General features: G+C 69.7%; 27 protein-coding genes. 14 read left to right on the forward strand and 13 right to left on the reverse strand.

Annotated elements, in window-relative coordinates; all coding sequences use genetic code 11:
* Positions 1-186: 186 nt before the first annotated feature.
* Both ABZ833_RS40145 and ABZ833_RS40150 read left to right on the forward strand, forming a co-directional pair.
* Positions 187-1,485, forward strand: a complete 1,299-nt coding sequence (locus ABZ833_RS40145; RefSeq protein WP_361057955.1) for a glutamine synthetase family protein — start codon at positions 187-189, stop codon at positions 1,483-1,485.
* Between the two features lie 21 nt (positions 1,486-1,506).
* Positions 1,507-2,781 carry a cytochrome P450 gene (locus ABZ833_RS40150; protein WP_361057957.1) on the forward strand — a complete coding sequence of 425 codons (1,275 nt, stop codon included), beginning with the start codon at positions 1,507-1,509 and terminating at the stop codon, positions 2,779-2,781.
* Between the two features lie 3 nt (positions 2,782-2,784).
* Here ABZ833_RS40150 and dusB read toward each other — a convergent pair whose 3' ends face one another.
* Positions 2,785-3,915 (reverse strand): tRNA dihydrouridine synthase DusB, encoded by a 1,131-nt coding sequence (gene dusB / locus ABZ833_RS40155; RefSeq protein ID WP_361057959.1) that lies wholly within the window; start codon positions 3,913-3,915, stop codon positions 2,785-2,787.
* 49 nt (positions 3,916-3,964) lie between these two features.
* Positions 3,965-4,888: a helix-turn-helix transcriptional regulator gene (locus ABZ833_RS40160; RefSeq protein ID WP_361057961.1), complete on the reverse strand. Its 924-nt coding sequence runs from the start codon at positions 4,886-4,888 to the stop codon at positions 3,965-3,967.
* 101 nt (positions 4,889-4,989) lie between these two features.
* On the opposite strand from ABZ833_RS40160, the gene ABZ833_RS40165 reads away from it, so the two are divergent.
* The 5 genes from ABZ833_RS40165 to ABZ833_RS40185 all read left to right on the forward strand — a co-directional run bounded on the left by ABZ833_RS40165 (position 4,990) and on the right by ABZ833_RS40185 (position 10,242).
* Entirely contained in the window at positions 4,990-6,468 is a 1,479-nt protein-coding gene (locus ABZ833_RS40165) for an MFS transporter (RefSeq protein WP_361057963.1), read from the forward strand.
* A 106-nt stretch (positions 6,469-6,574) separates the two neighbouring features.
* Positions 6,575-8,056 carry an MFS transporter gene (locus tag ABZ833_RS40170; RefSeq protein WP_361057965.1) on the forward strand — a complete coding sequence of 494 codons (1,482 nt, stop codon included), beginning with the start codon at positions 6,575-6,577 and terminating at the stop codon, positions 8,054-8,056.
* Positions 8,057-8,099: 43 nt separating this feature from the next.
* Positions 8,100-8,528, forward strand: coding sequence for a protein-tyrosine phosphatase family protein (locus tag ABZ833_RS40175; protein WP_361057967.1), 429 nt, complete (start codon positions 8,100-8,102; stop codon positions 8,526-8,528).
* 91 nt (positions 8,529-8,619) lie between these two features.
* Complete coding sequence (locus ABZ833_RS40180) at positions 8,620-9,636, forward strand: aldo/keto reductase (protein ID WP_361057969.1); 1,017 nt, start codon at positions 8,620-8,622, stop codon at positions 9,634-9,636.
* Positions 9,637-9,660: 24 nt separating this feature from the next.
* Entirely contained in the window at positions 9,661-10,242 is a 582-nt protein-coding gene (locus ABZ833_RS40185) for a TetR family transcriptional regulator (protein ID WP_361057971.1), read from the forward strand.
* Here the strand turns inward: ABZ833_RS40185 and ABZ833_RS40190 are convergent.
* From ABZ833_RS40190 to ABZ833_RS40200, 3 genes are all read right to left on the reverse strand, one after another.
* Positions 10,239-10,571 carry a hypothetical protein gene (locus tag ABZ833_RS40190; RefSeq protein ID WP_361057973.1) on the reverse strand — a complete coding sequence of 111 codons (333 nt, stop codon included), beginning with the start codon at positions 10,569-10,571 and terminating at the stop codon, positions 10,239-10,241. The two genes, ABZ833_RS40185 and ABZ833_RS40190, sit on opposite strands and share 4 nt — an antisense overlap.
* Positions 10,572-10,693: 122 nt before the next feature.
* Entirely contained in the window at positions 10,694-10,900 is a 207-nt protein-coding gene (locus ABZ833_RS40195) for a hypothetical protein (protein ID WP_361057975.1), read from the reverse strand.
* A gap of 93 nt (positions 10,901-10,993) precedes the next feature.
* On the reverse strand, positions 10,994-12,373 hold the full coding sequence (locus ABZ833_RS40200; protein ID WP_249590017.1) for a glycine--tRNA ligase: 1,380 nt from the start codon (positions 12,371-12,373) through the stop codon (positions 10,994-10,996).
* A gap of 177 nt (positions 12,374-12,550) precedes the next feature.
* On the opposite strand from ABZ833_RS40200, the gene ABZ833_RS40205 reads away from it, so the two are divergent.
* The 4 genes from ABZ833_RS40205 (at position 12,551) to ABZ833_RS40220 (ending at position 15,762) form a co-directional block, all read left to right on the forward strand.
* A complete protein-coding gene (locus ABZ833_RS40205) occupies positions 12,551-13,519 on the forward strand; it encodes a metal ABC transporter substrate-binding protein (RefSeq protein ID WP_361057977.1) in 969 nt (322 codons plus the stop codon).
* 55 nt (positions 13,520-13,574) lie between these two features.
* Entirely contained in the window at positions 13,575-14,369 is a 795-nt protein-coding gene (locus ABZ833_RS40210) for a metal ABC transporter ATP-binding protein (RefSeq protein ID WP_249593037.1), read from the forward strand.
* Positions 14,370-14,371: 2 nt separating this feature from the next.
* Positions 14,372-15,265: a metal ABC transporter permease gene (locus ABZ833_RS40215; protein WP_361057979.1), complete on the forward strand. Its 894-nt coding sequence runs from the start codon at positions 14,372-14,374 to the stop codon at positions 15,263-15,265.
* An 80-nt stretch (positions 15,266-15,345) separates the two neighbouring features.
* The gene (locus ABZ833_RS40220; protein ID WP_361057981.1) at positions 15,346-15,762 is read left to right on the forward strand and encodes a transcriptional repressor; all 417 of its coding nucleotides are present in this window, start codon (positions 15,346-15,348) and stop codon (positions 15,760-15,762) included.
* A 63-nt stretch (positions 15,763-15,825) separates the two neighbouring features.
* On the opposite strand, the gene ABZ833_RS40225 is transcribed toward ABZ833_RS40220, so the two are convergent.
* From ABZ833_RS40225 to ABZ833_RS40235, 3 genes are all read right to left on the reverse strand, one after another.
* Entirely contained in the window at positions 15,826-16,647 is an 822-nt protein-coding gene (locus ABZ833_RS40225; RefSeq protein ID WP_361057984.1) for an isoprenyl transferase, read from the reverse strand.
* Between the two features lie 77 nt (positions 16,648-16,724).
* Positions 16,725-17,477 (reverse strand): DNA repair protein RecO, encoded by a 753-nt coding sequence (recO, locus tag ABZ833_RS40230; RefSeq protein WP_361057986.1) that lies wholly within the window; start codon positions 17,475-17,477, stop codon positions 16,725-16,727.
* 72 nt (positions 17,478-17,549) lie between these two features.
* Positions 17,550-19,022 (reverse strand): membrane-associated oxidoreductase, encoded by a 1,473-nt coding sequence (locus tag ABZ833_RS40235; RefSeq protein WP_361057988.1) that lies wholly within the window; start codon positions 19,020-19,022, stop codon positions 17,550-17,552.
* A gap of 106 nt (positions 19,023-19,128) precedes the next feature.
* On the opposite strand from ABZ833_RS40235, the gene ABZ833_RS40240 reads away from it, so the two are divergent.
* The gene (locus tag ABZ833_RS40240; RefSeq protein ID WP_361057990.1) at positions 19,129-19,806 is read left to right on the forward strand and encodes an AIM24 family protein; all 678 of its coding nucleotides are present in this window, start codon (positions 19,129-19,131) and stop codon (positions 19,804-19,806) included.
* A 3-nt stretch (positions 19,807-19,809) separates the two neighbouring features.
* Here the strand turns inward: ABZ833_RS40240 and ABZ833_RS40245 are convergent, their stop codons facing one another.
* The 3 genes from ABZ833_RS40245 to ABZ833_RS40255 are packed head-to-tail and all read right to left on the reverse strand — an operon-like array spanning position 19,810 to position 20,841.
* The gene (locus ABZ833_RS40245; RefSeq protein ID WP_361057992.1) at positions 19,810-20,433 is read right to left on the reverse strand and encodes a DUF1266 domain-containing protein; all 624 of its coding nucleotides are present in this window, start codon (positions 20,431-20,433) and stop codon (positions 19,810-19,812) included.
* A 16-nt stretch (positions 20,434-20,449) separates the two neighbouring features.
* Positions 20,450-20,665: a hypothetical protein gene (locus ABZ833_RS40250; protein WP_361058036.1), complete on the reverse strand. Its 216-nt coding sequence runs from the start codon at positions 20,663-20,665 to the stop codon at positions 20,450-20,452.
* A gap of 2 nt (positions 20,666-20,667) precedes the next feature.
* Positions 20,668-20,841, reverse strand: coding sequence for a hypothetical protein (locus ABZ833_RS40255; protein WP_361057994.1), 174 nt, complete (start codon positions 20,839-20,841; stop codon positions 20,668-20,670).
* 118 nt (positions 20,842-20,959) lie between these two features.
* Here ABZ833_RS40255 and ABZ833_RS40260 point away from each other — a divergent pair, with 118 nt between their 5' ends.
* Both ABZ833_RS40260 and ABZ833_RS40265 read left to right on the forward strand, forming a co-directional pair.
* Entirely contained in the window at positions 20,960-21,793 is an 834-nt protein-coding gene (locus tag ABZ833_RS40260) for a helix-turn-helix transcriptional regulator (RefSeq protein ID WP_361057996.1), read from the forward strand.
* Positions 21,775-22,053, forward strand: coding sequence for a DUF397 domain-containing protein (locus tag ABZ833_RS40265; RefSeq protein WP_361057998.1), 279 nt, complete (start codon positions 21,775-21,777; stop codon positions 22,051-22,053). The genes ABZ833_RS40260 and ABZ833_RS40265 overlap by 19 nt, the downstream gene beginning before the upstream one ends.
* A 52-nt stretch (positions 22,054-22,105) precedes the next feature.
* Here ABZ833_RS40265 and ABZ833_RS40270 read toward each other — a convergent pair whose 3' ends face one another.
* On the reverse strand, positions 22,106-22,609 hold the full coding sequence (locus tag ABZ833_RS40270) for a GNAT family N-acetyltransferase (RefSeq protein ID WP_361058000.1): 504 nt from the start codon (positions 22,607-22,609) through the stop codon (positions 22,106-22,108).
* 88 nt (positions 22,610-22,697) lie between these two features.
* The gene (locus tag ABZ833_RS40275) at positions 22,698-23,021 is read right to left on the reverse strand and encodes a helix-turn-helix transcriptional regulator (RefSeq protein WP_361058002.1); all 324 of its coding nucleotides are present in this window, start codon (positions 23,019-23,021) and stop codon (positions 22,698-22,700) included.
* Positions 23,022-23,081: the final 60 nt, after the last annotated feature.

Consider the following 23,081-nt stretch of genomic DNA (forward strand, 5'->3'; position numbering starts at 1 on the left):
AGTTACCCCGCAATACCCCCCGTAGGGCTTGCGCAGCCCCCAAGAGCTTCCTATCGTTTGGTCTCAAACGATAACCCCGATCCGCCCCGCGGAAAGGCTGGAACCCGGGTGACTGAAGCAAGCGCAACCCCGAGGAACGACCAAGCCGCAGAGACAGTCGAAGCCCTGCGAACCCAAGGCACCGACGTGGTCCGCGTCATCTACCCCGACCTCATCGGAGCCGACCGCGGCCGGGACATCCTCGTAGGACACCTGCCGAGCGCCTGCACCCACGGCCTCTCCTTCTGCCGCGCCGTCTACCACACCAGCCCCCAGGGCGACGTGGTCCCCGTCGCAGGCGGCCTCGACGCCGGGCTCCCCGACGTCTCCGTACGGCCCGATCTGTCCACCCTCCAGGCGCTGCCCTGGGAGCCCGGCGTCGCCTGGTGCCTCGGGGACACCTTCGATCCCGCCACCGGCGAGCCCGCCCCGGAGTCGCCACGCGCCCTGCTGCGGCGGGTACTTGAGCGCACCGAGGAGTACGCCGGGAGCCCCGTCACCCCTGTCGTCGGCCCCGAGCTCGAGTACTTTCTGTGCGAGGCCGACCCCACCACCCCCTCGGGGTGGTCCGCGTACGGCGGCGCCACCGGCAACGTGTACAGCGCGGGGCGGCGCGGGGACCCGGACGGCCACCTCCTGCGCACCCTGCGCAGCCTGGACGGTCTCGGCATCGGCGTCATCGCGGGCAACCACGAGTTCGACGGCGGCCAGTTCGAGATCAACCTCGGCCACTCCGACGCCCTGGACGCCGCCGACCGCGCCTTCCGCTTCAAGGCCGCCGTCAAGGAGACGGCCCGCCGCGAGGGGCGGCTCGCCACCTTCATGGCCAAGCCGTTCAACGGACTCGGCGGCTCAGGCTTCCATCTGCACATCTCGCTGGTCGACGGCGCCGGACTCAATGTGTTCGAGGACCCTGGGGCATCCGACGGCCTCTCCGCCACCGCTCGGCACGCCATCGCCGGACTCCTGCGGCACGCGCCCGCGCTCAGCGCCCTGCTCAACCCCACCATCAACTCCTACAAGCGCTTCGGCCCCGACACCCTCGCCCCCTGGCTGATCGACTGGGGGCTCGACAACCGCAGCGCCATGCTCCGGATACCGCCCGAGAGGGGCGCCGGGACCCGGCTCGAACTGCGGCTCGGCGACGCCTCCGCCAATCCCTACCTCGTCGTCGCCGGGACCGTCGCCGCCCTGCTCCTCGGCCTCCGCGACAAGTCGGAGCCGTCCGCCCCGCTGGAGGGCTACGGCTACCAGGAGGACTCCGCGCCCCGCCTCCCCGCCACGCTCGGCGCCGCGCTCGACGCCCTGGAGGCCGACGAGGCGCTGACCGGGCTCCTGGGCGAGGCGTTCACCGACGCCTTCCTCACGTACAAGCGCAACGAGATCGAACGCTTCCAACAGCACGTCACCGACTGGGAGTTCACGGAGTACGCCTTTCTTATCTGATGCCTCAGAGGAGTACGTCCCATGAGTACGGTCACGGGCCCCGCGGCCCTCTCCCTGGCCGAGGTCGACCTCGCCGACAACGACAAGTTCACCGACGGCACGCTGCCCTGGCGGATGTTCGACGTGCTGCGCCGGGAGGACCCCGTCCACTGGCAGCCCGAGCCCGCGCCCAACTCCGGCTTCTGGGCGGTCACCCGGCACGAGGACATCGTGCGCGTGGACCGCGACCCGGAGACCTTCACCTCGATGCGGTTCACGAACCTCGAAGAGGTCGACGAGGACTACATCGCCCTGCGCCGCTCCCTTCTGGAGACCGACGGCATGCGGCACCGGGCGATGCGGCTGATCCTGCAGAAGCAGTTCACTCCGCGCGCGGTCGCGACGTACGAGACGTTCCTGCGCGGGCTCACGGCCCGCACCCTCGACGCGGCGCTCCCCAAGGGCACCTTCGACTTCGTGAAGGAGGTCTCGGCGGACTTCCCGATCAATGTGCTCGCCCGGATGCTCGACGTCCCCGAGGAGGACACCCAGCAGCTCATCGACTGGGGCAACCGCATCATCGGCAACACGGATCCCGACTACGCCGATGTGCTCCTTGAGAGCGCGGAGAGCGAGCAGTATCGCGATCTGCCGTTCCGTTCGCCCGCCGCGCTCGAAGTCTTCGAGTACGGGCGGAAGTTGGCCGCCAAGCGGCGCGGGGGCGACGGGACCGACCTCGTGAGTACGTTGGTCAACAGCTCACCCAGGGACGGTGTCCCGCTCTCCGACACCGACTTCGACAACTACTTCCTGCTGCTCGTCGTCGCGGGCAACGAGACGACTCGGCACGCCATTTCGCACTCCATGCTCGCGCTGATCGACCACCCGGACGAGCGCGCCAGGCTCACCGCCGATCCCTCGCTCATCCCGGGCGGCGTCGAGGAGTGTCTGCGCTGGGCCTCGCCCGTCTACCACTTCCGGCGGACGGCGACCCGTGACGTGGAGCTCGGCGGCAAGCTGGTCAGGGAGGGCGACAAGGTGGTGCTGTGGTTCGCCTCGGGGAATCGGGACGCGGATGTCTTCCCGGATCCGTACCGCTTCGACGTGACGCGCGAGAACATCGACCACGTCACCTTCGGCAAGGGCAGCCCGCACTTCTGCCTGGGCAACTCCCTGGCCCGCCTGGAGATGCGGATCATGTTCGAGGAGCTGCTGCCGCGGCTCGCGGACATCCATGTGACCGGTGAGGTGCGGCGCGTGCGGTCGAACTTCGTGAACGGGATCAAGGAGCTGCCGGTCACCGTGACGCTGCGGTGAAGGTCAGCCGCCGGAGGTGTCCAGCTCCGCGTCCTCGCTGATGCCCGCACAGTCGTAGGGGTCCTTCAGCCAGCCGTCCGGCAGGACCACGCGGTTGTTGCCCGACGTACGGCCGCGCGGTCCGTCCGCGCCCGTCGGCCACCCCTGGTCGAGGTCCAACTCGCCGAGTCCGTCCTCCAGTTCGGCCAGGGACGAGGTGATCGCGAGGCGCTTGCGCATCTCGGAGCCGACCGCGAAGCCCTTGAGGTACCAGGCCACGTGCTTGCGGAAGTCGATGACACCGCGCGCCTCGTCGCCGATCCACTCGCCGAGCAGCGTCGCGTGGCGGAGCATGACCTTGGAGACCTCGCGCAGGTCCGGGGCCTTGGGCGCGCCCGTGCCCTCGAACGCGGCCACCAGGTCGCCGAAGAGCCAGGGGCGGCCGAGGCAGCCGCGGCCCACGACGACTCCGTCGCAGCCGGTCTCCTTCATCATGCGGATCGCGTCGGCAGCGGACCAGATGTCGCCGTTGCCCAGGACGGGGATCTCGGGGACGTGCTCCTTGAGGCGGGCGATGGCGTCCCAGTCGGCGGTGCCGCCGTAGTGCTGGGCGGCGGTGCGGCCGTGCAGCGCGATCGCCGTGACGCCCTCCTCGACGGCGATGCGGCCCGCGTCGAGGAAGGTGATGTGCTCGTCGTTGATGCCCTTGCGCATCTTCATCGTGACCGGCAGGTCACCGGCCCCGGCGACCGCCTCGCGCAGGATCGCGCGCAGCAGGGGCCTCTTGTACGGGAGCGCGGAGCCGCCGCCCTTGCGGGTGACCTTGGGGACGGGGCAGCCGAAGTTCAGGTCGATGTGGTCGGCGAGGTCCTCCTCGGCGATCATGCGGACCGCCTTGCCGACCGTCGCGGGGTCGACGCCGTACAGCTGGATGGACCGGGGCTTCTCGGTCTCGTCGAAGTGGATCAGCTGCATGGTCTTCTCGTTGCGCTCGACCAGGGCGCGCGTCGTGATCATCTCGCTGACGAAGAGGCCCTTGCCGCCGGAGAACTCCCTGCACAGGGTGCGGAACGGCGCGTTCGTGATGCCCGCCATGGGGGCGAGCACGACGGGCGGCCGCACGGCGTGCGGGCCGATCTGAAGCTGGGGCTCCATGGCGCGGGGTTCCTCCGGGGCGAGTGGGGCTGAGGCGGGGGCAGACCTCCTATTGTCCCCCATCCGCGCGACTGCCCCCGCGCCCGGCTTGCCCCTCGTCCCCGCGACTGCCCACATGCCCGGCCTTCACCAGGCGGTGCAGCTCCTCCGTGGCCGCCTGCGAGCGCGCGTCCGCCGGGACGTACGTACCCAGGCGCGGGCCTTCGGCCGGGCCGAGCCACAGCCCGTGGTACGTGAAGTGCAGCGGGCCCACGAGCGAATTGTTGAACCGTTTCGACTGGTCCACCGCCTGCATCACCTCGTGCCGCTCCCACAGTTCGCAGAAGGTGGGCGATGCCTTGCGCATCCTCCTGAGCAGCGTCTTCCACGCCGGGTCCGCGAGATGCCCGGCCATCCGCGCCCGGAACCTCGCGACCATCCGGCGCATCGTCTCCTCGCGGTCCTCCATGGCGGCCTGCCATGCGGGGTGCGTGAAGGTCAGCCACATGCAGTTGCGGTCCTCGGGCGGCAGCACGTCGAGGTCGGTGAGGAGGTTGCCGTACGTCGCGTTGTAGGCGAGGACGTCGTAGCGGGAGTTCTGCACGCACGCCGGGTACGGCTCCAGCTGGGTGACGATCCGCAGCAGGCCCTGCGGGACCGACGCGATCTCGGCGGCCGGTGAGGGGTCGGCGGTGCCCGCGAGCTGGAAGAGGTGGGCGCGCTCACCGGCGTCCAGCATCAGGGCGCGGCAGAGCGCGTCGAGCACCTGGGCCGAGACGTGGATGGCGCGGCCCTGCTCAAGCCACGTGTACCAGGTGACGCCGACCGTCGAGAGGTGCGCGACCTCCTCGCGGCGCAGGCCGGGCGTGCGGCGGCGCGGGCCGCGGGGCAGGCCCGCCTGCTCCGGCGTGATGCGCTCGCGGCGGCTGCGCAGGAAGTCGGCGAGCTCACTGCGTCGGATACGGTCGGTCTTCGCCGGCGCTGCGGTGTCCATGGGACCAGCTTGCCCGTACGCCGACCCTGTTTCCAGGTAGTACGGGTACCAGGATAAACAGACTCTGGTACCTGGCTGATGGTTCGACGACCGTCGTACTCGTGAACCTCACGAACTCCACGGCCAACGTCCTCAAGCCCACATCGGCCACATCGGACACGGCGGACACCGGGGCCGGGTCCGGCCCACCGGTCCCTGCCGCCCTGACCCCGCTCGGCCTCGTCACCATCCTGCTCGGCGCCGCACTCCCGATGATCGACTTCTTCATCGTCAACGTCGCCCTGCCCAGCATCGAACACGACCTGCGCGCCTCCCCCGCGACCCTGGAGATGGTCGTCGCGGGCTACGCCGTCGCGTACGCCGTGCTGCTCGTGCTCGGCGGACGGCTCGGCGACACGTACGGGCGCCGCAGGCTCTTCCTCTGGGGCGTCGCCGCCTTCGGCGTGACCTCGCTGGCCTGCGGGCTCGCGCCCGGCGCCTGGTGGCTGGTGGCCGCGCGCGTCGCCCAGGGCGCGGCATCGGCGCTGATGCTGCCGCAGGTGCTCGCCACCATCCACGCGACGACGCGGGGCGAGCGGCGGACGAAGGCGGTCGCGCTCTACGGCTCGGTGGGCGGCATCTCCATCGTCCTCGGCCAGGTGCTCGGCGGGGTCCTCGTCTCCGCCGACCTCGCGGGCACCGGCTGGCGCGCGGTGTTCCTGGTGAACGCGCCCGTCGCCGTCGCCGCCCTGCTCTGCGCGGTGCGCTCGGTGCCGGACAGCCGCGCCGAGCAGCCGAGCCGCAGCGACATCGGGGGCACGCTCCTGCTCGCCGCGTCCCTCATCGCGCTGCTGCTGCCCCTGACCGAGGGACGGGCGGCGGGCTGGCCCCTGTGGTCGGTGCTGCTCCTGGTCGCCTCGCCGTTCCTGGCCTGGGCGTTCGCCCGCGTCGAGCTGCGCGCCGAACGCACCGGCGGCAGCCCGCTGCTGCCTCCGTCGCTGCTGCGCGAGCCCGGTGTGCGCAAGGGGCTCACGATCGGCCTGCCCATCTTCACCGGCTTCGCGGGCTGGATGTTCGTCAGTGCGGTGACGCTCCAGCAGTGGCTGGGATTCAGCCCCTTGAAGTCCGGGCTGACCCTGATCCCCATGGGCGTCGCGCAGTTCGCGGCGTCGATGCTCGCCCCGCGTCTGGTGACGTGGCTCGGCAGCCGCGCGCTGACGGTCTGCGCCGCGGTGCACGCCGTCGGCCTTGCGGTCCTCGCGCTCACGGTGCTGTGGACGCCGTGGCCGGCGCTGAGCCCGCTCGTCCTGGCCCCCGGCCTCGCCCTGTGCGGGCTCGGCCAGGGTGTGCAGCTCGCCCTCTACTACCGCATCGTGCTCGCCGCGGTGCCGGCCGCGAAGGCGGGCGCGGGCAGCGGTCTCGCGGCGACGGTCCAGCAGTCCTGCCTGGCCATGGGCGTCGCCACGCTCGGCTCGCTCTTCCTGGCCATGGTGCCGGGCCTGGGCATGCGGAACGCGTTCGCGATCGTCCTCGCGGTGCAACTGGCCGGACTCGTCGGCCTCGCGCTGCTGAGCCTGCGGCTGCCGCGCAGGCTCAGCTGAGGGGCGGGTGGGGCGAGTGGGGCAGGTGGGGCGACCGCGGGAGCACGCCGTACGACCCCACCGCCCACAGGAGCGACCCACAGCCGACCGGGATACCGTCGAACCCATGCCCCCGCAAGAGCTGACGCACCGCCGACGCATGCTCGTGCTCGCGATCTGCTGCATGAGCCTGCTCATCGTCAGCCTCGACAACACCGTCCTGAACGTCGCCCTGCCCACCATGGCGCGGGAGTTCGACACGAGCATCTCGGGCATGCAGTGGACGATCGACGCCTACACCCTCGTCCTCGCCGCGCTCCTCATGCTCGCGGGGTCGACGGCGGACCGCGTGGGGCGCCGGAAGATCTTCAAGGTGGGCCTGGTGATCTTCACGGTCGCCTCGGTGGCCTGTTCCCTCGCGCCCAATCTGGAATCCCTCGTGGCCTTCCGGATGCTCCAGGCGGTCGGCGGCTCCATGCTCAACCCGGTCGCGATGTCAATCATCACCAACACCTTCACCGAGCCCGCCGAACGGGCCCGCGCGATCGGTGTCTGGGGCGGGGTGGTCGGCATCTCCATGGCGGCGGGCCCCTTGATCGGGGGCCTCCTGGTGGACACCGTCGGCTGGCGCTCCATCTTCTGGATCAACCTGCCGGTGGGCCTCGCGGCGCTGCTCCTCACCATCCGGTACGTCCCCGAGTCCCGCGCCCCCAAGCCGCGCCGCGCCGACCCCGTGGGCCAGCTCCTGGTCATGGTGCTGCTCGGCGCCCTGACGTACGCGATCATCGAGGCCCCGACGGCGGGCTGGACGTCCCCGCTGATCATCGCGTTCGCGGCGGCGGCGCTCCTGGCCCTGCTCGGCCTCCTCGCCTACGAGCCGCGCCGCGCCGACCCCCTCATCGACCTGCGCTTCTTCGGCTCGGCGCCGTTCAGCGGCGCGACGGTGATCGCGATCAGCGCCTTCGCCGCGCTGGGCGGCTTCCTCTTCCTGTCCACGCTCTACCTCCAGAACGTACGGGGCCTGAACGCCCTGCACGCGGGCGTGTGGATGCTGCCGATGGCCGCGATGACGCTGATCTGCGCCCCGCTGTCGGGCCGCCTGGTGGGCAGCCGTGGCCCGCGTCTTCCGCTCCTGGTCGCGGGGGTCGCGATGACGGCGTCCGGAGTCCTCTTCGCCGCCTTCGACGCGGAGACGACGAACGCGACGCTGCTCCTCGGCTATGTCCTCTTCGGCCTCGGCTTCGGCTTCGTGAACGCCCCCATCACCAACACCGCCGTCTCCGGAATGCCCCGCTCCCAGGCGGGCGTCGCCGCAGCCGTCGCCTCCACGAGCCGCCAGATCGGCCAGACCCTGGGCGTCGCGGTCATCGGCGCGGTCCTGGCCTCGGGGGTGGGCACTTCCTCGTACGCGGCCGTCTTCACCGAGGCGAGCCGCCCCGCCTGGTGGATCATCGCGGGCTGCGGCCTCGCGGTCCTGCTCCTCGGGGCCCTGACCAGCGGCCACTGGGCGAGGGAGACGGCACGGCGGACGGCGGAGCGCCTGGAGGCCATGCCGCAGGGACCGCTCGCGGACACGGCACGCCCGGATCGGCGCTCGGCACGGCCTTGAAAACGGGCGGCCCCCGCCCGCCGCCGGAAACTACCCTCACGCCATGACTGCGACTTGGGACCCCACCGCATCAGGCGTACTCCGACTCCCCTCGGGCCGCCTCATCCGCGGCCGAGGCCTCCGCCACCCCCTCCCGGAAGGCCCGACCCCCGACTTCGCCCTGTACCTCCTGGGCAAGGAACCCCCCGCCGTCGACTGGCAGTCCCACTGGCTCCACTGGCCGGACTTCCGCCTCCCCAAAGACCGCCGGGCGACAACAACGGCCCTGCACGAGGCGCTGGAGCGGGCAGAGAAGGAACGGGTCGAGATCGCATGCGGCGGCGGCCTGGGACGCACGGGGACGGCACTGGCCTGCATGGCGGTACTGGACGGCGTACCGAGCACGGAGGCGGTCGCGTACGTCCGGGAGCACTATGCGCCACGGGCGGTGGAAACACCGTGGCAGAAGAGGTTCGTGAGGCGGTTCGGCTGACGTCAGGACGACCCCGGGGTGACGACTGACGAATGACAGATGACAGATGACAGATATTGAAATCTGTCATCTGTCATGGCATGGTGAATGCATGCGTACTCTCCCCCTCGGAACCACCGGCCCCCAGTCCTCCGCCATCGGCCTCGGCGCCATGGGCATGTCCGCGCTCTACGGCGATGCCGACCGCGCGGAGTCCGTCGCGACCATCCACGCCGCCCTCGAAGCGGGCGTCACCCTCATCGACACCGGCGATTTCTACGCCATGGGTCACAACGAGATGCTGATCGGCGAAGCCCTCCGCTCCGCCCCCGCCGCGCGCCGCGAACAGGCGCTCACCAGCGTCAAGTTCGGCGCCCTCCGCGACCCGGACGGCGGCTGGTCCGGGTATGACGGGCGGCCCGCGGCCGTCAAGAACTTCGCCGCGTACTCGCTCCAGCGACTCGGCGTCGACCACATCGACGTCTATCGGATCGCCCGCCTCGACCCCGACGTCCCCGTCGAGGAGACCGTCGGCGCCATCGCCGAGCTGGTCGAGAAGGGGCACGTCCGCCACATCGGGCTCTCGGAGGTCGGCGCCGACACCATCCGGCGCGCCGCCGCCACCGCCCCCATCTCCGACGTACAGATCGAGTACTCCCTCATCTCACGCGGCATCGAGGAGCAGATCCTGCCCACGGTCAGCGAGCTCGGCATCGGCATCACGGCCTACGGAGTGCTCTCCCGCGGCCTCATCTCCGGCCACTTCACCCGGGACCGCAAGCTGGGAGCAGGGGACTTCCGCGCGATGAGCCCCCGCTTCCAGGGCGAGAACCTCGACCGGAACCTCGACCTCGTCGACGCCCTCCGCAAGGTCGCCGAGCAGAAGGGCGTCAGCGTCGCGCAGACGGCCATCGCCTGGGTCCTCGCCCAGGGCCCCCGGCACGACGCCGCGATCGTCCCGCTCGTCGGAGCCCGCCGCCGCGACCGCCTCACCGAGGCGCTCGGCGCCCTCGACGTGAGGCTGGACGCGGCCGACCTCGCCGCGATCGAGCAGGCGGTGCCCGCGGACGCCGCGGCGGGCGCGCGCTACCCGGAGGCACAGATGGCGCACCTCGACAGCGAGCACTGATCGCCCCCGGGTACGGTCACTGTCATGGCAACCGGCACCCTGACCCCCGAGCGCATCCTCGAAGCCACGGAGGACATGCTGCGCCGCCACGGCGCGGCGAAGGCCACCGTGGTGGACGTGGCCCGCGCGCTCGGGGTCAGCCATGGCACGGTCTACCGCCACTTCCGTACGAAGGCGGAACTGCGCGAGGCGGTCACGAAGCGGTGGCTGGACCGCACGTCCGAGTCCCTGTCGGGCATCGTCTCCGCCCCCGAACCCCCCGAGACGAAATTGCGCCAGTGGCTGGCGGGCCTGTTCGCCGCCAAGCAGCACAAGGCGGGCGACGACCCCGAACTGTTCGCCACGTACACGGTGTTGACGGGTGAGAACAGCGGAGTGGTGGACCGCCACATCACGGACCTCACCGACCAGCTCGCCACGATCATCCAAGAAGGCGTCACCCAGGGCGCGTTCACGGCAAGCGACGCCGCGTCCACCGCCCGCGCCGTCTTCGACGCCACCAACCGCTTCCACGACCCTGCCTACGCGGGCGAGTGGTCGAAGCCCGGCATCGAATCCGCCTTCACGGCAGTGGTCGACCTGGTCGTACGCGGTCTGCGCCGCTAGGGCGTCTCCTCCTGCTGCTCCGCCTTCTGCTCCTCTGCCCTCTGCTCCCCCACCTCGTGCGCCTGCGTACGACGGCTGCGCAGGCGTTCCAGGACGACCGTGCCGAGGAGCACGAGCCCGATGGCGACGATCTTGCTCCCCTGGTAGCCCGCCATCGGACCGTCCGCGGCGCCGGACCCCAGGAACGACCACAGCACCCAGGCGATCCCGGCGGCGATGAGAAGGACGGCCCCGACCGGTCCCATGCCCCACCACCACGGCGCCTGGGGGTGCTCGGTGGCGGACCGGTCGCGTTCGTCGTCGTGCGCCAAGGCTGCTCTCCAGGTCATGAAGCGGGTGACGGTGCCCGACGCCGTCACGGGCCGGGGAAAGGAGAGACGGTGGCGCAGACCACCTGGTTGCCTGCGGCGCGGCGCGGATCCGTCCCAAGTACCGCCGCGGCCCGCAGGGTTCAGGGCACCGAGGGATCCACCGTCGCCTGGTGCTCCTCGGCGAGGTGTTCCTCCGCCTTCAGCCACGGCAGGAACTGCACCCGCTTCCCCCAGCCGCACGTGTCGCAGCTCAACTGCCGCTGGACGCCTGACTTCTGCACGTGCACGACATGCTCGCGCCCGTGCTGGTCCCATCTAGAGACCTTGCTCGTGGTCATCGAAGGCATGGCGAACAGTGTGCAGCAGAAGCCCCCGGATCCGTGTGCGGATCCGGGGGCTTCTTTCAAGCTTCACTCAGCCAACGCCGAGCGGGGCAGCGATCAGCAGCCCACCAGGCGCGAAGCGAGGTAGCCCTCGATCTGGTCGAGGGAGACCCGCTCCTGCTTCATCGAGTCACGCTCGCGCACCGTGACCGCGTTGTCGTCCAGGGTGTCGAAGTCGACCGTCACGCAGTACGGCGTGCCGATCTCGTCCTGGCGGCGGTAGCGGCGGCCGATGGCGCCCGCGTCGTCGAAGTCGATGTTCCAGTTCTGCCGCAGGGCCGTCGCGAGGCCCTTGGCCTTCGGCGAGAGCTCCGGGTTGCGGGAGAGCGGGAGCACCGCGACCTTCACCGGGGCGATGCGGTGGTCGAAGCGCATGACCGTCCGCTTCTCCAGCTTGCCCTTGGCGTTCGGGGCCTCGTCCTCGATGTAGGAGTCGAGCAGGAACGCCAGCATGGTGCGGCCGACGCCCGCCGCGGGCTCGATGACGTACGGAGTCCAGCGCTCGCCGGCCTCCTGGTCGAAGTAGGACAGGTCCTGGCCTGAGGCCTTGGAGTGCGCGGAGAGGTCGTAGTCCGTGCGGTTGGCGACGCCCTCCAGCTCGCCCCACTCGCTGCCGCCGAAGCGGAAGCGGTACTCGATGTCAGCGGTGCGCTTCGAGTAGTGGGAGAGCTTCTCCTTCGGGTGCTCGAACCACCGCATGTTCTCCTCGCGCAGGCCCAGGCCGGTGTACCAGTTCCAGCGCTGCTCCATCCAGTACTCCTGCCACTTCTCGTCCTCGCCCGGCTTGACGAAGAACTCCATCTCCATCTGCTCGAACTCGCGGGTCCGGAAGATGAAGTTGCCGGGCGTGATCTCGTTGCGGAAGGACTTGCCCATCTGGGCGATGCCGAACGGCGGCTTCTTGCGCGAAGTCTGCTGGACCTGGCCGAAGTTGGTGAAGATGCCCTGCGCGGTCTCGGGGCGCAGGTACGCGATGGAGCCGCTGTCCTGCGTGGGGCCGAGGTGCGTGGAGAGCATGCCGGAGAACTGCTTGGGCTCGGTGAACTGGCCCTTGGTGCCACAGTTCGGGCAGTTGACGTCGGCCAGGCTCTCGGGCGGACGGTTGTGCTTGGCCTCGTACGCCTCTTCCAGGTGGTCGGCGCGGTGGCGCTTGTGGCAGGAGAGGCACTCGGTCAGCGGGTCGGAGAACGTCGCGACGTGACCCGAGGCCTGCCAGACCTCCGTGGCCAGGATCACCGACGAGTCGATGCCGACGACGTCCTCACGCGAAGTGACCATGTAGCGCCACCATTGGCGCTTGAGGTTCTCCTTGAGCTCGACGCCGAGCGGCCCGTAATCCCAGGCGGCACGCTGGCCGCCGTAGATCTCACTGCACGGGTAAACAAAGCCACGGCGCTTGCTCAGGCTGACGATGCTGTCGATCTTGTCGGCGGCCACGGTGCTCTCTTCATTACGACGGTGGGCGAAGCGAATGCTTCAGGTTACCGGCGGCCTTACCCCCCTAATCAAATCGGTTCCCGGTCCGCCCCCGATCCGCGGCGCATCCACCGCACATCCAGCACAGATCGGACGGCTAGTTGACAATCGTTTCCAGATTTGTTGAAAATGAGTGTCATGAACGCACGTCGCCTGATACCCACCGCCGCCGTCGCCACCGCCACGGTTCTCGGCCTCACGGCCCTGTCCGCCTGCTCTTCCTCCAGCGCCGCGGACAAGAACGGCGACGGCAAGCTGAACGTGACGGCGTCGTTCTACCCCATGCAGTACCTGGCCCAGGAGATCGGCGGCGACCACGTCTCCGTGGACACCCTGACCAAGCCGGGCGTCGAGCCGCACGACCTGGAGCTCAGCCCGAAGCAGACCGCCTCGCTCGGCGAATCGGACTTCATCCTCTACCTCAAGGGCATCCAGCCCGCCGTCGACGACGCCATCGGCCAGTCCGGCGTGAAGAACACCGTGGATGCGGCGGAGCTCACCAAGCTGGAGAAGCACGGCACCGGGGTCGGCCACGACCACGGCCACGACCACGAGGACGAAGAGCACTCCGAAGAGGGCGAAGCCGGTGCCGACCCGCACATCTGGCTCGACCCGGTGAAGTACGCCGAGGTCGCCGAGGGCGTCGGCAAGGCGATGGAGAAGGCCGACCCCGACCACGCGGCGGCGTACAAGAAGAACACCAAGGCCCTGGTCAAGAAGCTGGACGCCCTGAACACGAAGTTCGAGGACGGCCTGAAGGACACCAGGACCAAGACCTTCATCACCACGCACTCCGCCTTCGGCTACCTCGCCGAGCGCTACGGCCTGGACCAGGAGGGCATCGCAGGCGTCGACCCCGAGTCGGACCCGAGCCCCGCCCGCATCAAGGAACTTCAGGACATCGCGGAGAAGGACGACGTCTCCACGGTGTTCTTCGAGACCCTCGCCAGCGACAAGACCGCCAAGACGCTCGCCACCGACGCGAACCTCAAGACGGACGTCCTCGATCCCCTGGAGGGAATCACGGACAAGTCCAAGGGCGATGACTACGTAGGGGTCATGGAGTCCAACCTCGCCGCGCTCGAGAAGGCCCTCGGCGCGAAGTGAAAGACGTGAAGTGAACGAACAGCCAGCAGCATCGGAGGCGCACGCCATGGGAGCCATGGAAGCCACGGACGACGCGGGGTCCGTCCCGCCCGTCATATCCGTGAGGGCGGCCACGGCCACCCTCGGCGCGCGCCCGGTGCTGCGCGGCATCGACCTCACCGTCAAGCGCGGTGAGGTCGTCGCCCTGCTCGGCGCCAACGGCTCGGGCAAGTCCACCGCCGTCCGCTCCGTGATCGGCCAAGTCCCCCTCACCGGCGGCGACATCAGCCTCTTCGGCACGCCCCTCAAGCGCTTCCGGCAGTGGGCCCGCATCGGCTACGTACCGCAGCGCACGACGGCCGCGAGCGGCGTCCCCGCGACGATCCGCGAGGTCGTGTCGGCCGGGCGCCTCTCGCGTACGAAGCTGTCGAAGCTGGGCTGGACGACCAAGGCGGACCGCGCGGCGGTCGACCGGGCGATCGGGCTCGTCGGCCTCGGCGACCGCGCCAAGGACTCCGTGAGCGCACTCTCCGGCGGCCAGCACCAGCGCGTGCTCATCGCCCGCGCGCTCGCCTCCGAGCCCGAGCTGCTGATCATGGATGAGCCGATGGCGGGCGTCGACCTGGCCAGCCAGGAGATCCTCGCCCAGACCCTGCGCGAGCAGGTCGCGGCCGGCACGACGGTCCTGCTGGTGCTGCACGAGCTGGGCGCCCTCGAACCGCTGATCGACCGCGCGGTCGTCCTGCGCGACGGCTGCGTGACGCACGACGGTCCGCCGCCCAAGGCCACGGGACAGCACGCGCTGCCCGGCCACGACCACGTACATCCGCACTCGGCCGACGAGCCGATCCGCACGGGACTGCTGACCTGATCATGGAAATCTTCCAGACCGAATTCATGCAGCGGGCGCTGATCGCCGCCGTCCTCGTCGGCATCACGGCCCCAGCCATCGGCATCTACCTCGTCCAGCGCCGCCAGGCCCTGATGGGCGACGGCATCGGCCACATCGCCATGACGGGCGTCGGCCTGGGCTTCCTGCTCAACTCAAGCCCCGTGTGGATGGCGACGCTCATCGCCGTCGTCGGCGCGGTGACGATGGAGCTGATCAGGGCGTACGGCAAGACGCGCGGCGACATCGCGCTCGCGATGCTCTTCTACGGCGGCATGGCGGGCGGTGTCCTGCTGATCAACCTCTCGGACACCGGCTCGAACGCGAACCTCTCCTCGTACCTCTTCGGCTCGCTCTCGACGGTCTCGGACTCCGACGTCACGGCGATCTGCCTGCTGGCGGCCTTTGTGGTCCTGGTCACGGTCGGCCTGCGCAAGCAGCTGTTCGCGGTGAGCCAGGACGAGGAGTTCGCGCGGGTGACCGGGCTGCCGGTCCGGGCCCTGAACCTCCTGATCGCGGTCACGGCCGCGGTGACGGTCACCGTCGCGATGCGCGTCGTCGGCCTGCTCCTGGTCAGCGCGCTCATGGTGGTGCCGGTCGCGGCGGCCCAGCAGATCACCCGCTCGTTCAAGGTGACGTTCATCCTCTCGGTGGTCATCGGCACCGCCGTGACACTGTCCGGCACGGTCACGTCGTACTACGAGGACGTGCCGCCCGGAGCGACGATCGTGCTGATGGCGATCGGCGTCTTCGTCGTCCTGACGGCGCTCGCGACGCCCCTGGCGCGGCGGCGGGCACGGGCCGTGGCGGCCGCCGACGCGACCTGCACGGCGGACGTCCCCGAGGCGCGGCGCCCGGCGGACGAGGTCACTGTCTGAGAGCGAGCTGGCACAATGGCCCGACGGGATATGACAGATGTGCGGGCGATCGTGCGAGTTTTTCAGTTGAGGAGGCACCTGTGACAACGGCTGCGGGACCCCCGGTACGAGGCCGATCCACCCGGCAGCGCGCCGCTGTGGCGGCGGCCCTGGGCGAGGTGGACGAGTTCCGCAGTGCGCAGGACCTGCACGACATGCTCAAGCACAAGGGCGATTCGGTGGGCCTGACGACGGTCTACAGGACGCTCCAGTCCCTCGCCGACGCCGGCGAGGTCGACGTGCTCCGCACCGACGAGGGCGAGTCGGTCTACCGCCGCTGCTCCACCGGCGACCACCACCATCACCTGGTCTGCCGGGTGTGCGGCAAGGCGGTCGAGGTCGAGGGCCCCGCGGTCGAGAAGTGGGCCGAGGCGATCGCCTCCGAGCACGGGTACGTGAACGTGGCGCACACCGTGGAGATCTTCGGGACCTGCGCGGAGTGCGCGAGCAAGCAGTAGCCGTACGTACGTGAGGGCCCCCACCGTCGAGCTGACGGTGGGGGCCCTCACGTACAAATACGGCTAACTGTCGGCGATCTGCTGCTCGTTCGGGATCGCCCCGCCGAAGCGGCGGTCGCGCGAGGCGTATTCGAGGCAGGCGCGCCACAGGTCACGGCGGTCGAAGTCCGGCCACAGCACATCCTGGAAGACCATCTCGGCGTAAGCGCTCTGCCAGAGAAGGTAGTTGGAGGTGCGCTGCTCACCGCTCGGGCGCAGGAAGAGGTCGACGTCCGGCATGTCCGAGTAGTACAGGTACTTCGCGAAGGTCTTCTCGCTGACCTTGGAGGGGTCGAGCCGCCCCGCCTTCACGTCCTCGGCGAGCGCCTGCGCGGCGTCCGCGATCTCCGCGCGGCCGCCGTAGTTCATGCAGAAATACAGGGTGAGCTTGTCGTTGCCCTTGGTCTGCTCCTGGGAGATCTCCAGCTCCTTGGCGACCGACTTCCACAGCTTGGGCATCCGGCCCACCCAGCGCACCCGGATGCCGAGTTCGTCCAGCTGGTCGCGGGTCTTGCGGATGAAGTCGCGGTTGAAGTTCATCAGGAACTTCACCTCGTCCGGAGAACGCTTCCAGTTCTCGGTGGAGAAGGCGTAGAGCGAGATCGCCCCGACGCCCATCTCGATGCCGCCCTGGAGCACGTCGAGGACGCGCTCGGCACCGACCTTGTGCCCTTCGGTGCGCGGCAGCCCCCGGTCCTTCGCCCAACGCCCGTTGCCGTCCATGACGATCGCCACGTGCTTGGGCACCAACTCGCCGGGGATCTTCGGCGGCGTGGCGCCCGAGGGGTGCGGCTCGGGGGCCTTGTACTCACGGCGGGACCGTCCGAGGATTCCGCGTCGTGCCATGGGGGGCTCTCTCCTACCTAGCTGTTCTCTGTACGTGACGTGCTGACGTGCTGACGTGCCTACGCGTACTTACGTGTCTACGTGGTCTTCTCGACATACCGCAACGAGCGGAGCCCGCGCTCCAAGTGCCAGTGCAGATAGGCGGAGACGAGTCCGCTGCCCTCCCTGACATGCCGCGCCTCGCACGCGTCCGCGGTCTCCCAGTCCCCGGTGAGCAGCGCACCGAGCAGGCCGAGGGCTTCCGACGAGGGTACGACGCTGCCGGGCACCCGGCAGTCGACGCAGACGGAGCCGCCCGCCGCAACGGAGAAGAACCGGTTCGGACCGGGCATTCCGCACTTCGCACAGGAGCTGAAGCTGGGTGCGTACCCGTTCACGGCGAGGGAGCGGAGCAGGAACGCGTCGAGGATGAGATGCGGCTCGTGCTCGCCGTTGGCGAGGGTCCGCAGGCCGCCCACGAGCAGCAGATACTGCTGCACGGCGGGCTCGCCCTCATGGTCGGTGAAGCGCTCCGCCGTCTCCAGCATGGCCGTGCCCGCGGTGTAGCGCGCGTAGTCCGTGACGATCCCGCCACCGTACGGAGCGATGGTCTCACTCTGTGTGCACAACGGCAGGCCGCGCCCGATGAGTTCACTGCCGCGTGCGAAGAACTGCACGTCGACGTGGGAGAAGGGTTCGAGCCGCGCCCCGAACTTGGACTTGGTGCGCCGCACACCGCGGGCGACGGCGCGGACCCGGCCGTGGCTGCGGGTGAGCAGCGTGATGATGCGGTCCGCCTCACCCAGCTTCTGGGTGCGCAGCACGACGCCGTCATCACGGAACAGGCTCATGCGCCCATTCTCGCGTACGGGGCCGACAGCCGTGGCCGGGGTGCCCGATCGCCCTCGACGCTCGTGCCGCCCCTACTGCCGGCTGATGGCCCGTGTGACGCCCGCCGCGATGGTGGTGGCCAGGGTCCAGCCGGTGACGATCAGGGCGTACGAGAGCGTCTGGTACGCCCCTTCCGCGGCGTACGCCTGCTCCTGCCCGAAGCCGATGATGGGGAGCAGCAGGTCGAGGGTGTAGAAGAACGGGTCGAAGTCGGGTGCTTCGTCCGGCTTCAGCGCGCGCGGGTGGTGTGCCGCGTACGTCACGGAACCCACGAGCAGCAGGGAGAACAGCCACAGGGCCGCGCGTGCGGGGCGGAAGCCGTAGCCGACGGTGAAATCCTGGAGGTATCCCCAGGGTCTGGACCACCAGGGCCGCGTCCTTCGGTGGCGGCGCAGCTTGGCGAGCAGAACGGTGCGGGCCGCCACGTCGTCGCCGATGCGCCGGTACGCGGCGGCGATCTGCTCGTACGCGTACGGAACATAGCCGTCGAAGTCCCGTTCCAGGACCTGCAGCCTGCGCTCGGCGGGCTCGTGCGGGTGGAGCATGGCGTACGTCAGTCCGTCGAAGTGAACCTCGTCCGGCCAGGCCTCCGGGGATATGTACAGCAGGTCGAGCTGGGAGCGGCGCAGGCTGACCGAGCCCTCGATGCGGGGGGCGTCGCGGAGCCACAACTCGCCCACCACGAGGCTGCTGGCGCGCAGGGCCATGCCGCCGGGGTTGGAGAGACGCGCGCCCGTGAAGTTGAGCTGCCCCGGCATGCGGACGCCCCGCAGGTTGACCCGTCCGTGCGCGGTGAGGCGCATGGCGTGCAGATCGGTACCGCCGCTGAGGTTCGACGCGTGCAAGGCCGTGCCGCCCGGGTCGGAGAGGACCGCGTCGTCGAAGGTGATTCTCCCGGAGACGACAGCGCCCGCGAGGCTGACGACGCCGTGCGCGATCAAGCCACCCGCGGCCTGGAGCTCGTCGTCGATGGTGACGCGGTTGAGCGCGAGGACGGGCTCGGTGAGCTCCGCACCGGCCTCGCCCAGTTCTGCCCCGTCGAGAAAGACCGCCCCGGAGATCCTCGCGCCGCCGAGCCGGACAGGACCACGGACGCGGCACGCGGTCATCCGCAGTGAGCCGTCGACCCGCAGCGTGACGCCGTGCAGGCCGGGCAGCACGGAGCGGCCCAGGTTCAGCTGCCGCAGCCGCGCCCCGTACAGGTCGAGCACATCGTCGAAGTAGCAGGCCCACAGATGGATCGGCGCCGCCACGTCGACGTACTGGAGGTCGAGCCGCCCGGTGATCCGTGCGCCGGTGAGCCGGAGCAGCGGAGTCCCGCCCGACTCGTGCGGCCCTTCGACGAGCAGCGCGCGGAGCACCTCGGCGCGCACGGTCCTGTCGGGCCCCCACTCGGCCCCCGAGTCGGCCTCGGCACCGTCCGAGGGGCGGAGGTCTACGGTCCGGCCGCGTGCGTACGCCTCCTGGACGCGCAGTTCGACGGCGGTCAGCTCGATGCTCTCCATCGGCGCGACGATGGCGTGGACCGCCGGGGGTGTCAACTTCCTTCCACGGTGCGCCCGTTGCACCGCACCCCCTGGACGAACCACTCACACCTGTCAAAATGCCCGCATGAAGAGTGATCTGTTCTCCACCGAGCACATGGCGCAGCAGTCCGTCGTCCCCGGGATGACCCTGCAGAACGCCAAGTCCATCAAGTACGCGGTCAACGGCGAGATGCACGCACGGCAGGGCGCGGTGATCGCCTACCGCGGCGACCTCCAGTTCGAGCGCAAGGGCCAGGGCGTCGGCGGCATGCTCAAGCGGGCGATGACCGGCGAGGGGCTTCCGCTCATGGCGGTGCGCGGCCAGGGCGAGGCGTGGTTCGCGAACGAGGCGCAGAACTGCTTCATAGTCGACATCGAGCCGGGCGACGTCCTCACCGTCAACGGCCGCAACGTCCTGTGCTTCGACTCGACGCTGTCGTACGAGATCAAGACGGTGAAGGGCGCGGGCATCACCGGCGGCGGCCTCTTCAACAGCGTCTTCACGGGGGCCGGACAGCTCGGCCTGGTCTGCGAGGGCAATCCGCTGGTGATCCCGGTCTCGCCCCAGCAGCCGGTGTACGTCGACACCGACGCGATCGTCGGCTGGACCGCGAACCTGGACACCACGCTGCACCGCTCGCAGTCCATCGGCTCCATGATCAGGGGCGGTTCGGGCGAGGCGGTGCAGCTGATGCTGCGGGGCGAGGGGTACGTCATCGTGCGGCCGAGCGAGGCGACCCCGCAGAAGCCGCAACAGCACTGAGGCTCAGCGGGCGGGGCGGGCCCGGTCGGGGTGGCTGATCGCTTCCCAGGGGGCGAGGTTCCAGGGGCTCGTCCGGTTCGCCGGGTCCAGGAGCGACTGGAGGTGGGCGTCGGATGCGGCCTGGGGCGCCGGGAAGCTCTCGTCCTGGGTACCCCTGAGGCTGTCCTTCCAGACCTGCCTGCCGAGGAGGTAGTGGTCGGCGTACTCCTTCCATGAGGCGTACGTCCCCGCGACCGTCGGCACGATGTTCTTGAGCCGGTTCCAGGTGTCGGCCTCGCTCAGCATCCCGCAGGCGAAGCCGCGCCGTGCGATGTCCACGTAGAGCGCGATGTCCCAGGCCAGCGGTGCGACGCCGAGGCGCCGCTGGGCCATGGCACGGTAGCCGGTGTTCGCGAGTCCGCCCAGGCGCCCGAGCAGCTGCTCGGGCGCGGTGATCTCCCACTGATCGGCCAGCCACTTCTGTGCCTTGCCGTCGTCGACGCGGGTGAACGGATACAGGGTCGTCCGGGACGCGTCCTTGTCCCGGCTGACCGGCGCGCTCAGCGACACCATCCAGAGCTGGTGCGTGGTGAGCGGTGTCGGGTACTTGGACTCGACCCTCGGCTTGCTCCACTTCCATATGGCCATGGCGCCGCACCTTACGTCACGGCACTTCACCCCGGCTTCGGGCATTGGCATAGGCGGTCGCGGCGCGCAGCCGCTCCGAGTCGGTGGCGCTCCTGAGCGCGTCCGGGGCGCAGTCCCACTCCCGTCCGCCGCCGAAGGGACGGAGCTGGATGTAGGGCCCTTCATGGCCCATGACCCTGCCGACCTGGCCGGTGCGGGTGTCTACTGCGTAGGCGCCGATGGGCAGGTGCAGGTTCATGCCGCCCCCAATTCAATGAGCGGACAGGGGGCCTCGCGGGTCAAGGATGTGGGGTCGATCCGCAATGACGGAAGAATAATTCCGGCCCGCGCGAGTGCGGCGCGCAATTCCTTCATGGTCTCCTCCGCTTCTTCGGCGCATAGCGTCGAGTGCGCCTTGCTTTCAGCCATGACGTGGATCCCCTTTCCCATCGGATTTCACGCTTCGTGTCTCGATGGTGACGGGTCCGACCTACACTCGACAGGAGTCTGTGCGCTACAACTGCTGCGCAGTGGAGGGTGGTTGGCCATGGCCAATGGTTCGCGACAGGCGGCTTGGGAGTTCTTCGGGGCGGAGTTGAAGCGGCGGCGCGAGGATGCGGGGCTCACGCAGTCTGCACTGGGGGTGCAGGTCTTTGTATCCGGCGGATACATCGGCCTATTCGAACAGGCTATTCGGAAACCGCAGTTGGACGTTGCGCAGCGGCTGGACGAGATTCTGCAAACCGATGGCCTTTTCGAGCGGATGTGGCGCAAACTAATCAAGGATCAGCCGTTTACGGAGTACTTCGCGCATGCTGCGGAGCTGGAGCGGCTCGCGACGGAGATCAGCGACTTCGCACCGGCGGTGGTCCCGGGGCTGCTGCAGACCCCCGAGTACGCACGAGCGGTCTTCCTCGGCAGCAACCCGTTCGCCACCGACGAGTACATCGAGGATCTGGTCCGAGCCCGAATGGATCGCACGCTGCTCCTCAAGGACGCGGCACGACCCGTGTATTGGGCGATCCTGCACGAGACGGTGCTGCGCATGCCGGTCGGCGGGCCCGCGACGATGGCCCGGCAGCTCGATCACATCGTGGCGATGGCGCACGAGCGCAAGGTGCAGGTCCAAGTGCTCCCGTTCGCGGCTGGGGCGTACTCGCCGATGGGCAAGATGATGTGGCTCATGGAGTTCGAGGACGCACCGCCAACTGTCTATACAGAGGCGGTGTTTTCGGGGAATTTGCTGGACGATCCGGCTGTGGTGAAGCGGACGCAGGCGTCTTACGATCAGCTCAGGGCCGTCGCGTTGTCGCCGGAGGCGTCCCTGGATCTGATCGATTCGGCGTCGGAGGAATTCAGACGATGCGCGAGTACGACCTGAGCAACGCCAGCTGGCGCAAGAGCAGCTACAGCGGCGGCGACGGTGGTGAGGCTTGCATAGAGGTCGCGTACGACTTCGTAGGCGCCGCCCGCTGGCGCAAGAGCAGCTACAGCAACGGCGAGGGCGGCAACTGCCTCGAGGTGGCCGACGGAGTCCCCGGCATAGTCCCGGTACGGGACAGCAAGAACCCCGAGGGCCCAGCCCTGCTGCTCCGCGCCGAAGCCTGGTCCGCGTTCGTGGCGGGCGTCAGCCGGGACTAGCCCAGGGGTGCGGGGAACTGCGCGACCAGCCCCCACGCACCCGCAGGGAAAGTCAGACGAGCCCCGACCCCAGCCCCTCCCTGCGGTAACGGACCTCAACCCCGCCCCCGTCCAAACTGCTGCCCTCCCCCACCACCACGAAGCCCGCACGGACCAGCACAGCCCGGGACCCCGCGTTCCCCGCATCGGTGGCCGCCCGCAGGGCAGTCAGCCCGTACTCCGCGGCAGCGACCCCGCACAGCCGCCGCACGGCCCCCGTGGCAAGGCCGCGCCCCGCCGCGCTCTCGGCGATGCGATAGCCCAGCTCGGCCTCGCCGTCCGCGACGTCGACGAGATTGACCCGCCCGAGAACCGCACCCTCCCCATCCACCAACAGATGGAAGTGGCAGTCCCCGGCGGCCTGTTCGGCGAGCAGGGCAGCGTGCCGGGCGGCGAACTCGGCGAAGTAGGCGTCGCCACGGTCAGGCACGGACCGGGCGAAGTACCCGCGGTTCTCGCGCTCGAAGGCGAGCAGGGCGGGAGCGTGATCGGCGCGCAGACGCTGAAGTTCGGGCATGGCGGAAACTTAACCCTGCCGCTTCTGCTGCCGCACGGGAAATACTGGCGCGGGTCAGCCCACGTCGCGGTGAAGCGCCCCGCTCCCGTCATCCGACCTTTCGCAGCTCCCCGTCGCCGAACACCGCGACCATCACCAAGCTGCCGCCCAGCGCCTCGACATAGCGCGCCACCACATCCGTGCCGGACACCTGGCCGCTCTCGATCTGGGAGACCCTGCCCTTGCTGACGCCCATGCGCTCGGCCACTTGCGCCTGGGTGTACCCGCGCTCCTGGCGCATCTCGGCCAGCCGCCACGCGCGAGCCTCGGCGAGCATGCGTTCAGCGCCTTCGAGGAACGCGTCACGGCCCCCCGCCAGTTCCTCCGCCCGCTCACGGTGCCCACTGGCCGACCACTTGATGTGTCCGCTCACTTCCCCAGCTCCTTCTCACGGTCAGCGACGTACTCCGCGTACCGGCGTTCGGCCAGCGGG

The sequence above is a fragment of the Streptomyces sp. NPDC047525 genome (assembly GCF_040643025.1).
Classification (GTDB): domain Bacteria; phylum Actinomycetota; class Actinomycetes; order Streptomycetales; family Streptomycetaceae; genus Streptomyces; species Streptomyces durmitorensis.

Bases quoted from the DNA above. Each gene is read 5' to 3' on its own strand.
- ABZ833_RS40150 (WP_361057957.1), top strand. From the start codon at position 1,507: ATGAGTACGGTCACGGGCCCCGCGGCCCTCTCCCTGGCCGAGGTCGAC.
- dusB (WP_361057959.1), bottom strand. From the start codon at position 3,915: ATGGAGCCCCAGCTTCAGATCGGCCCGCACGCCGTGCGGCCGCCCGTC.
- ABZ833_RS40160 (WP_361057961.1), bottom strand. From the start codon at position 4,888: ATGGACACCGCAGCGCCGGCGAAGACCGACCGTATCCGACGCAGTGAG.
- ABZ833_RS40170 (WP_361057965.1), top strand. From the start codon at position 6,575: ATGCCCCCGCAAGAGCTGACGCACCGCCGACGCATGCTCGTGCTCGCG.
- ABZ833_RS40175 (WP_361057967.1), top strand. From the start codon at position 8,100: ATGACTGCGACTTGGGACCCCACCGCATCAGGCGTACTCCGACTCCCC.
- ABZ833_RS40180 (WP_361057969.1), top strand. From the start codon at position 8,620: ATGCGTACTCTCCCCCTCGGAACCACCGGCCCCCAGTCCTCCGCCATC.
- ABZ833_RS40185 (WP_361057971.1), top strand. From the start codon at position 9,661: ATGGCAACCGGCACCCTGACCCCCGAGCGCATCCTCGAAGCCACGGAG.
- ABZ833_RS40190 (WP_361057973.1), bottom strand. From the start codon at position 10,571: ATGACCTGGAGAGCAGCCTTGGCGCACGACGACGAACGCGACCGGTCC.
- ABZ833_RS40195 (WP_361057975.1), bottom strand. From the start codon at position 10,900: ATGCCTTCGATGACCACGAGCAAGGTCTCTAGATGGGACCAGCACGGG.
- ABZ833_RS40205 (WP_361057977.1), top strand. From the start codon at position 12,551: ATGAACGCACGTCGCCTGATACCCACCGCCGCCGTCGCCACCGCCACG.
- ABZ833_RS40210 (WP_249593037.1), top strand. From the start codon at position 13,575: ATGGAAGCCACGGACGACGCGGGGTCCGTCCCGCCCGTCATATCCGTG.
- ABZ833_RS40215 (WP_361057979.1), top strand. From the start codon at position 14,372: ATGGAAATCTTCCAGACCGAATTCATGCAGCGGGCGCTGATCGCCGCC.
- ABZ833_RS40225 (WP_361057984.1), bottom strand. From the start codon at position 16,647: ATGGCACGACGCGGAATCCTCGGACGGTCCCGCCGTGAGTACAAGGCC.
- recO (WP_361057986.1), bottom strand. From the start codon at position 17,477: ATGAGCCTGTTCCGTGATGACGGCGTCGTGCTGCGCACCCAGAAGCTG.
- ABZ833_RS40235 (WP_361057988.1), bottom strand. From the start codon at position 19,022: ATGGAGAGCATCGAGCTGACCGCCGTCGAACTGCGCGTCCAGGAGGCG.
- ABZ833_RS40240 (WP_361057990.1), top strand. From the start codon at position 19,129: ATGAAGAGTGATCTGTTCTCCACCGAGCACATGGCGCAGCAGTCCGTC.
- ABZ833_RS40245 (WP_361057992.1), bottom strand. From the start codon at position 20,433: ATGGCCATATGGAAGTGGAGCAAGCCGAGGGTCGAGTCCAAGTACCCG.
- ABZ833_RS40255 (WP_361057994.1), bottom strand. From the start codon at position 20,841: ATGGCTGAAAGCAAGGCGCACTCGACGCTATGCGCCGAAGAAGCGGAG.
- ABZ833_RS40260 (WP_361057996.1), top strand. From the start codon at position 20,960: ATGGCCAATGGTTCGCGACAGGCGGCTTGGGAGTTCTTCGGGGCGGAG.
- ABZ833_RS40265 (WP_361057998.1), top strand. From the start codon at position 21,775: ATGCGCGAGTACGACCTGAGCAACGCCAGCTGGCGCAAGAGCAGCTAC.
- ABZ833_RS40270 (WP_361058000.1), bottom strand. From the start codon at position 22,609: ATGCCCGAACTTCAGCGTCTGCGCGCCGATCACGCTCCCGCCCTGCTC.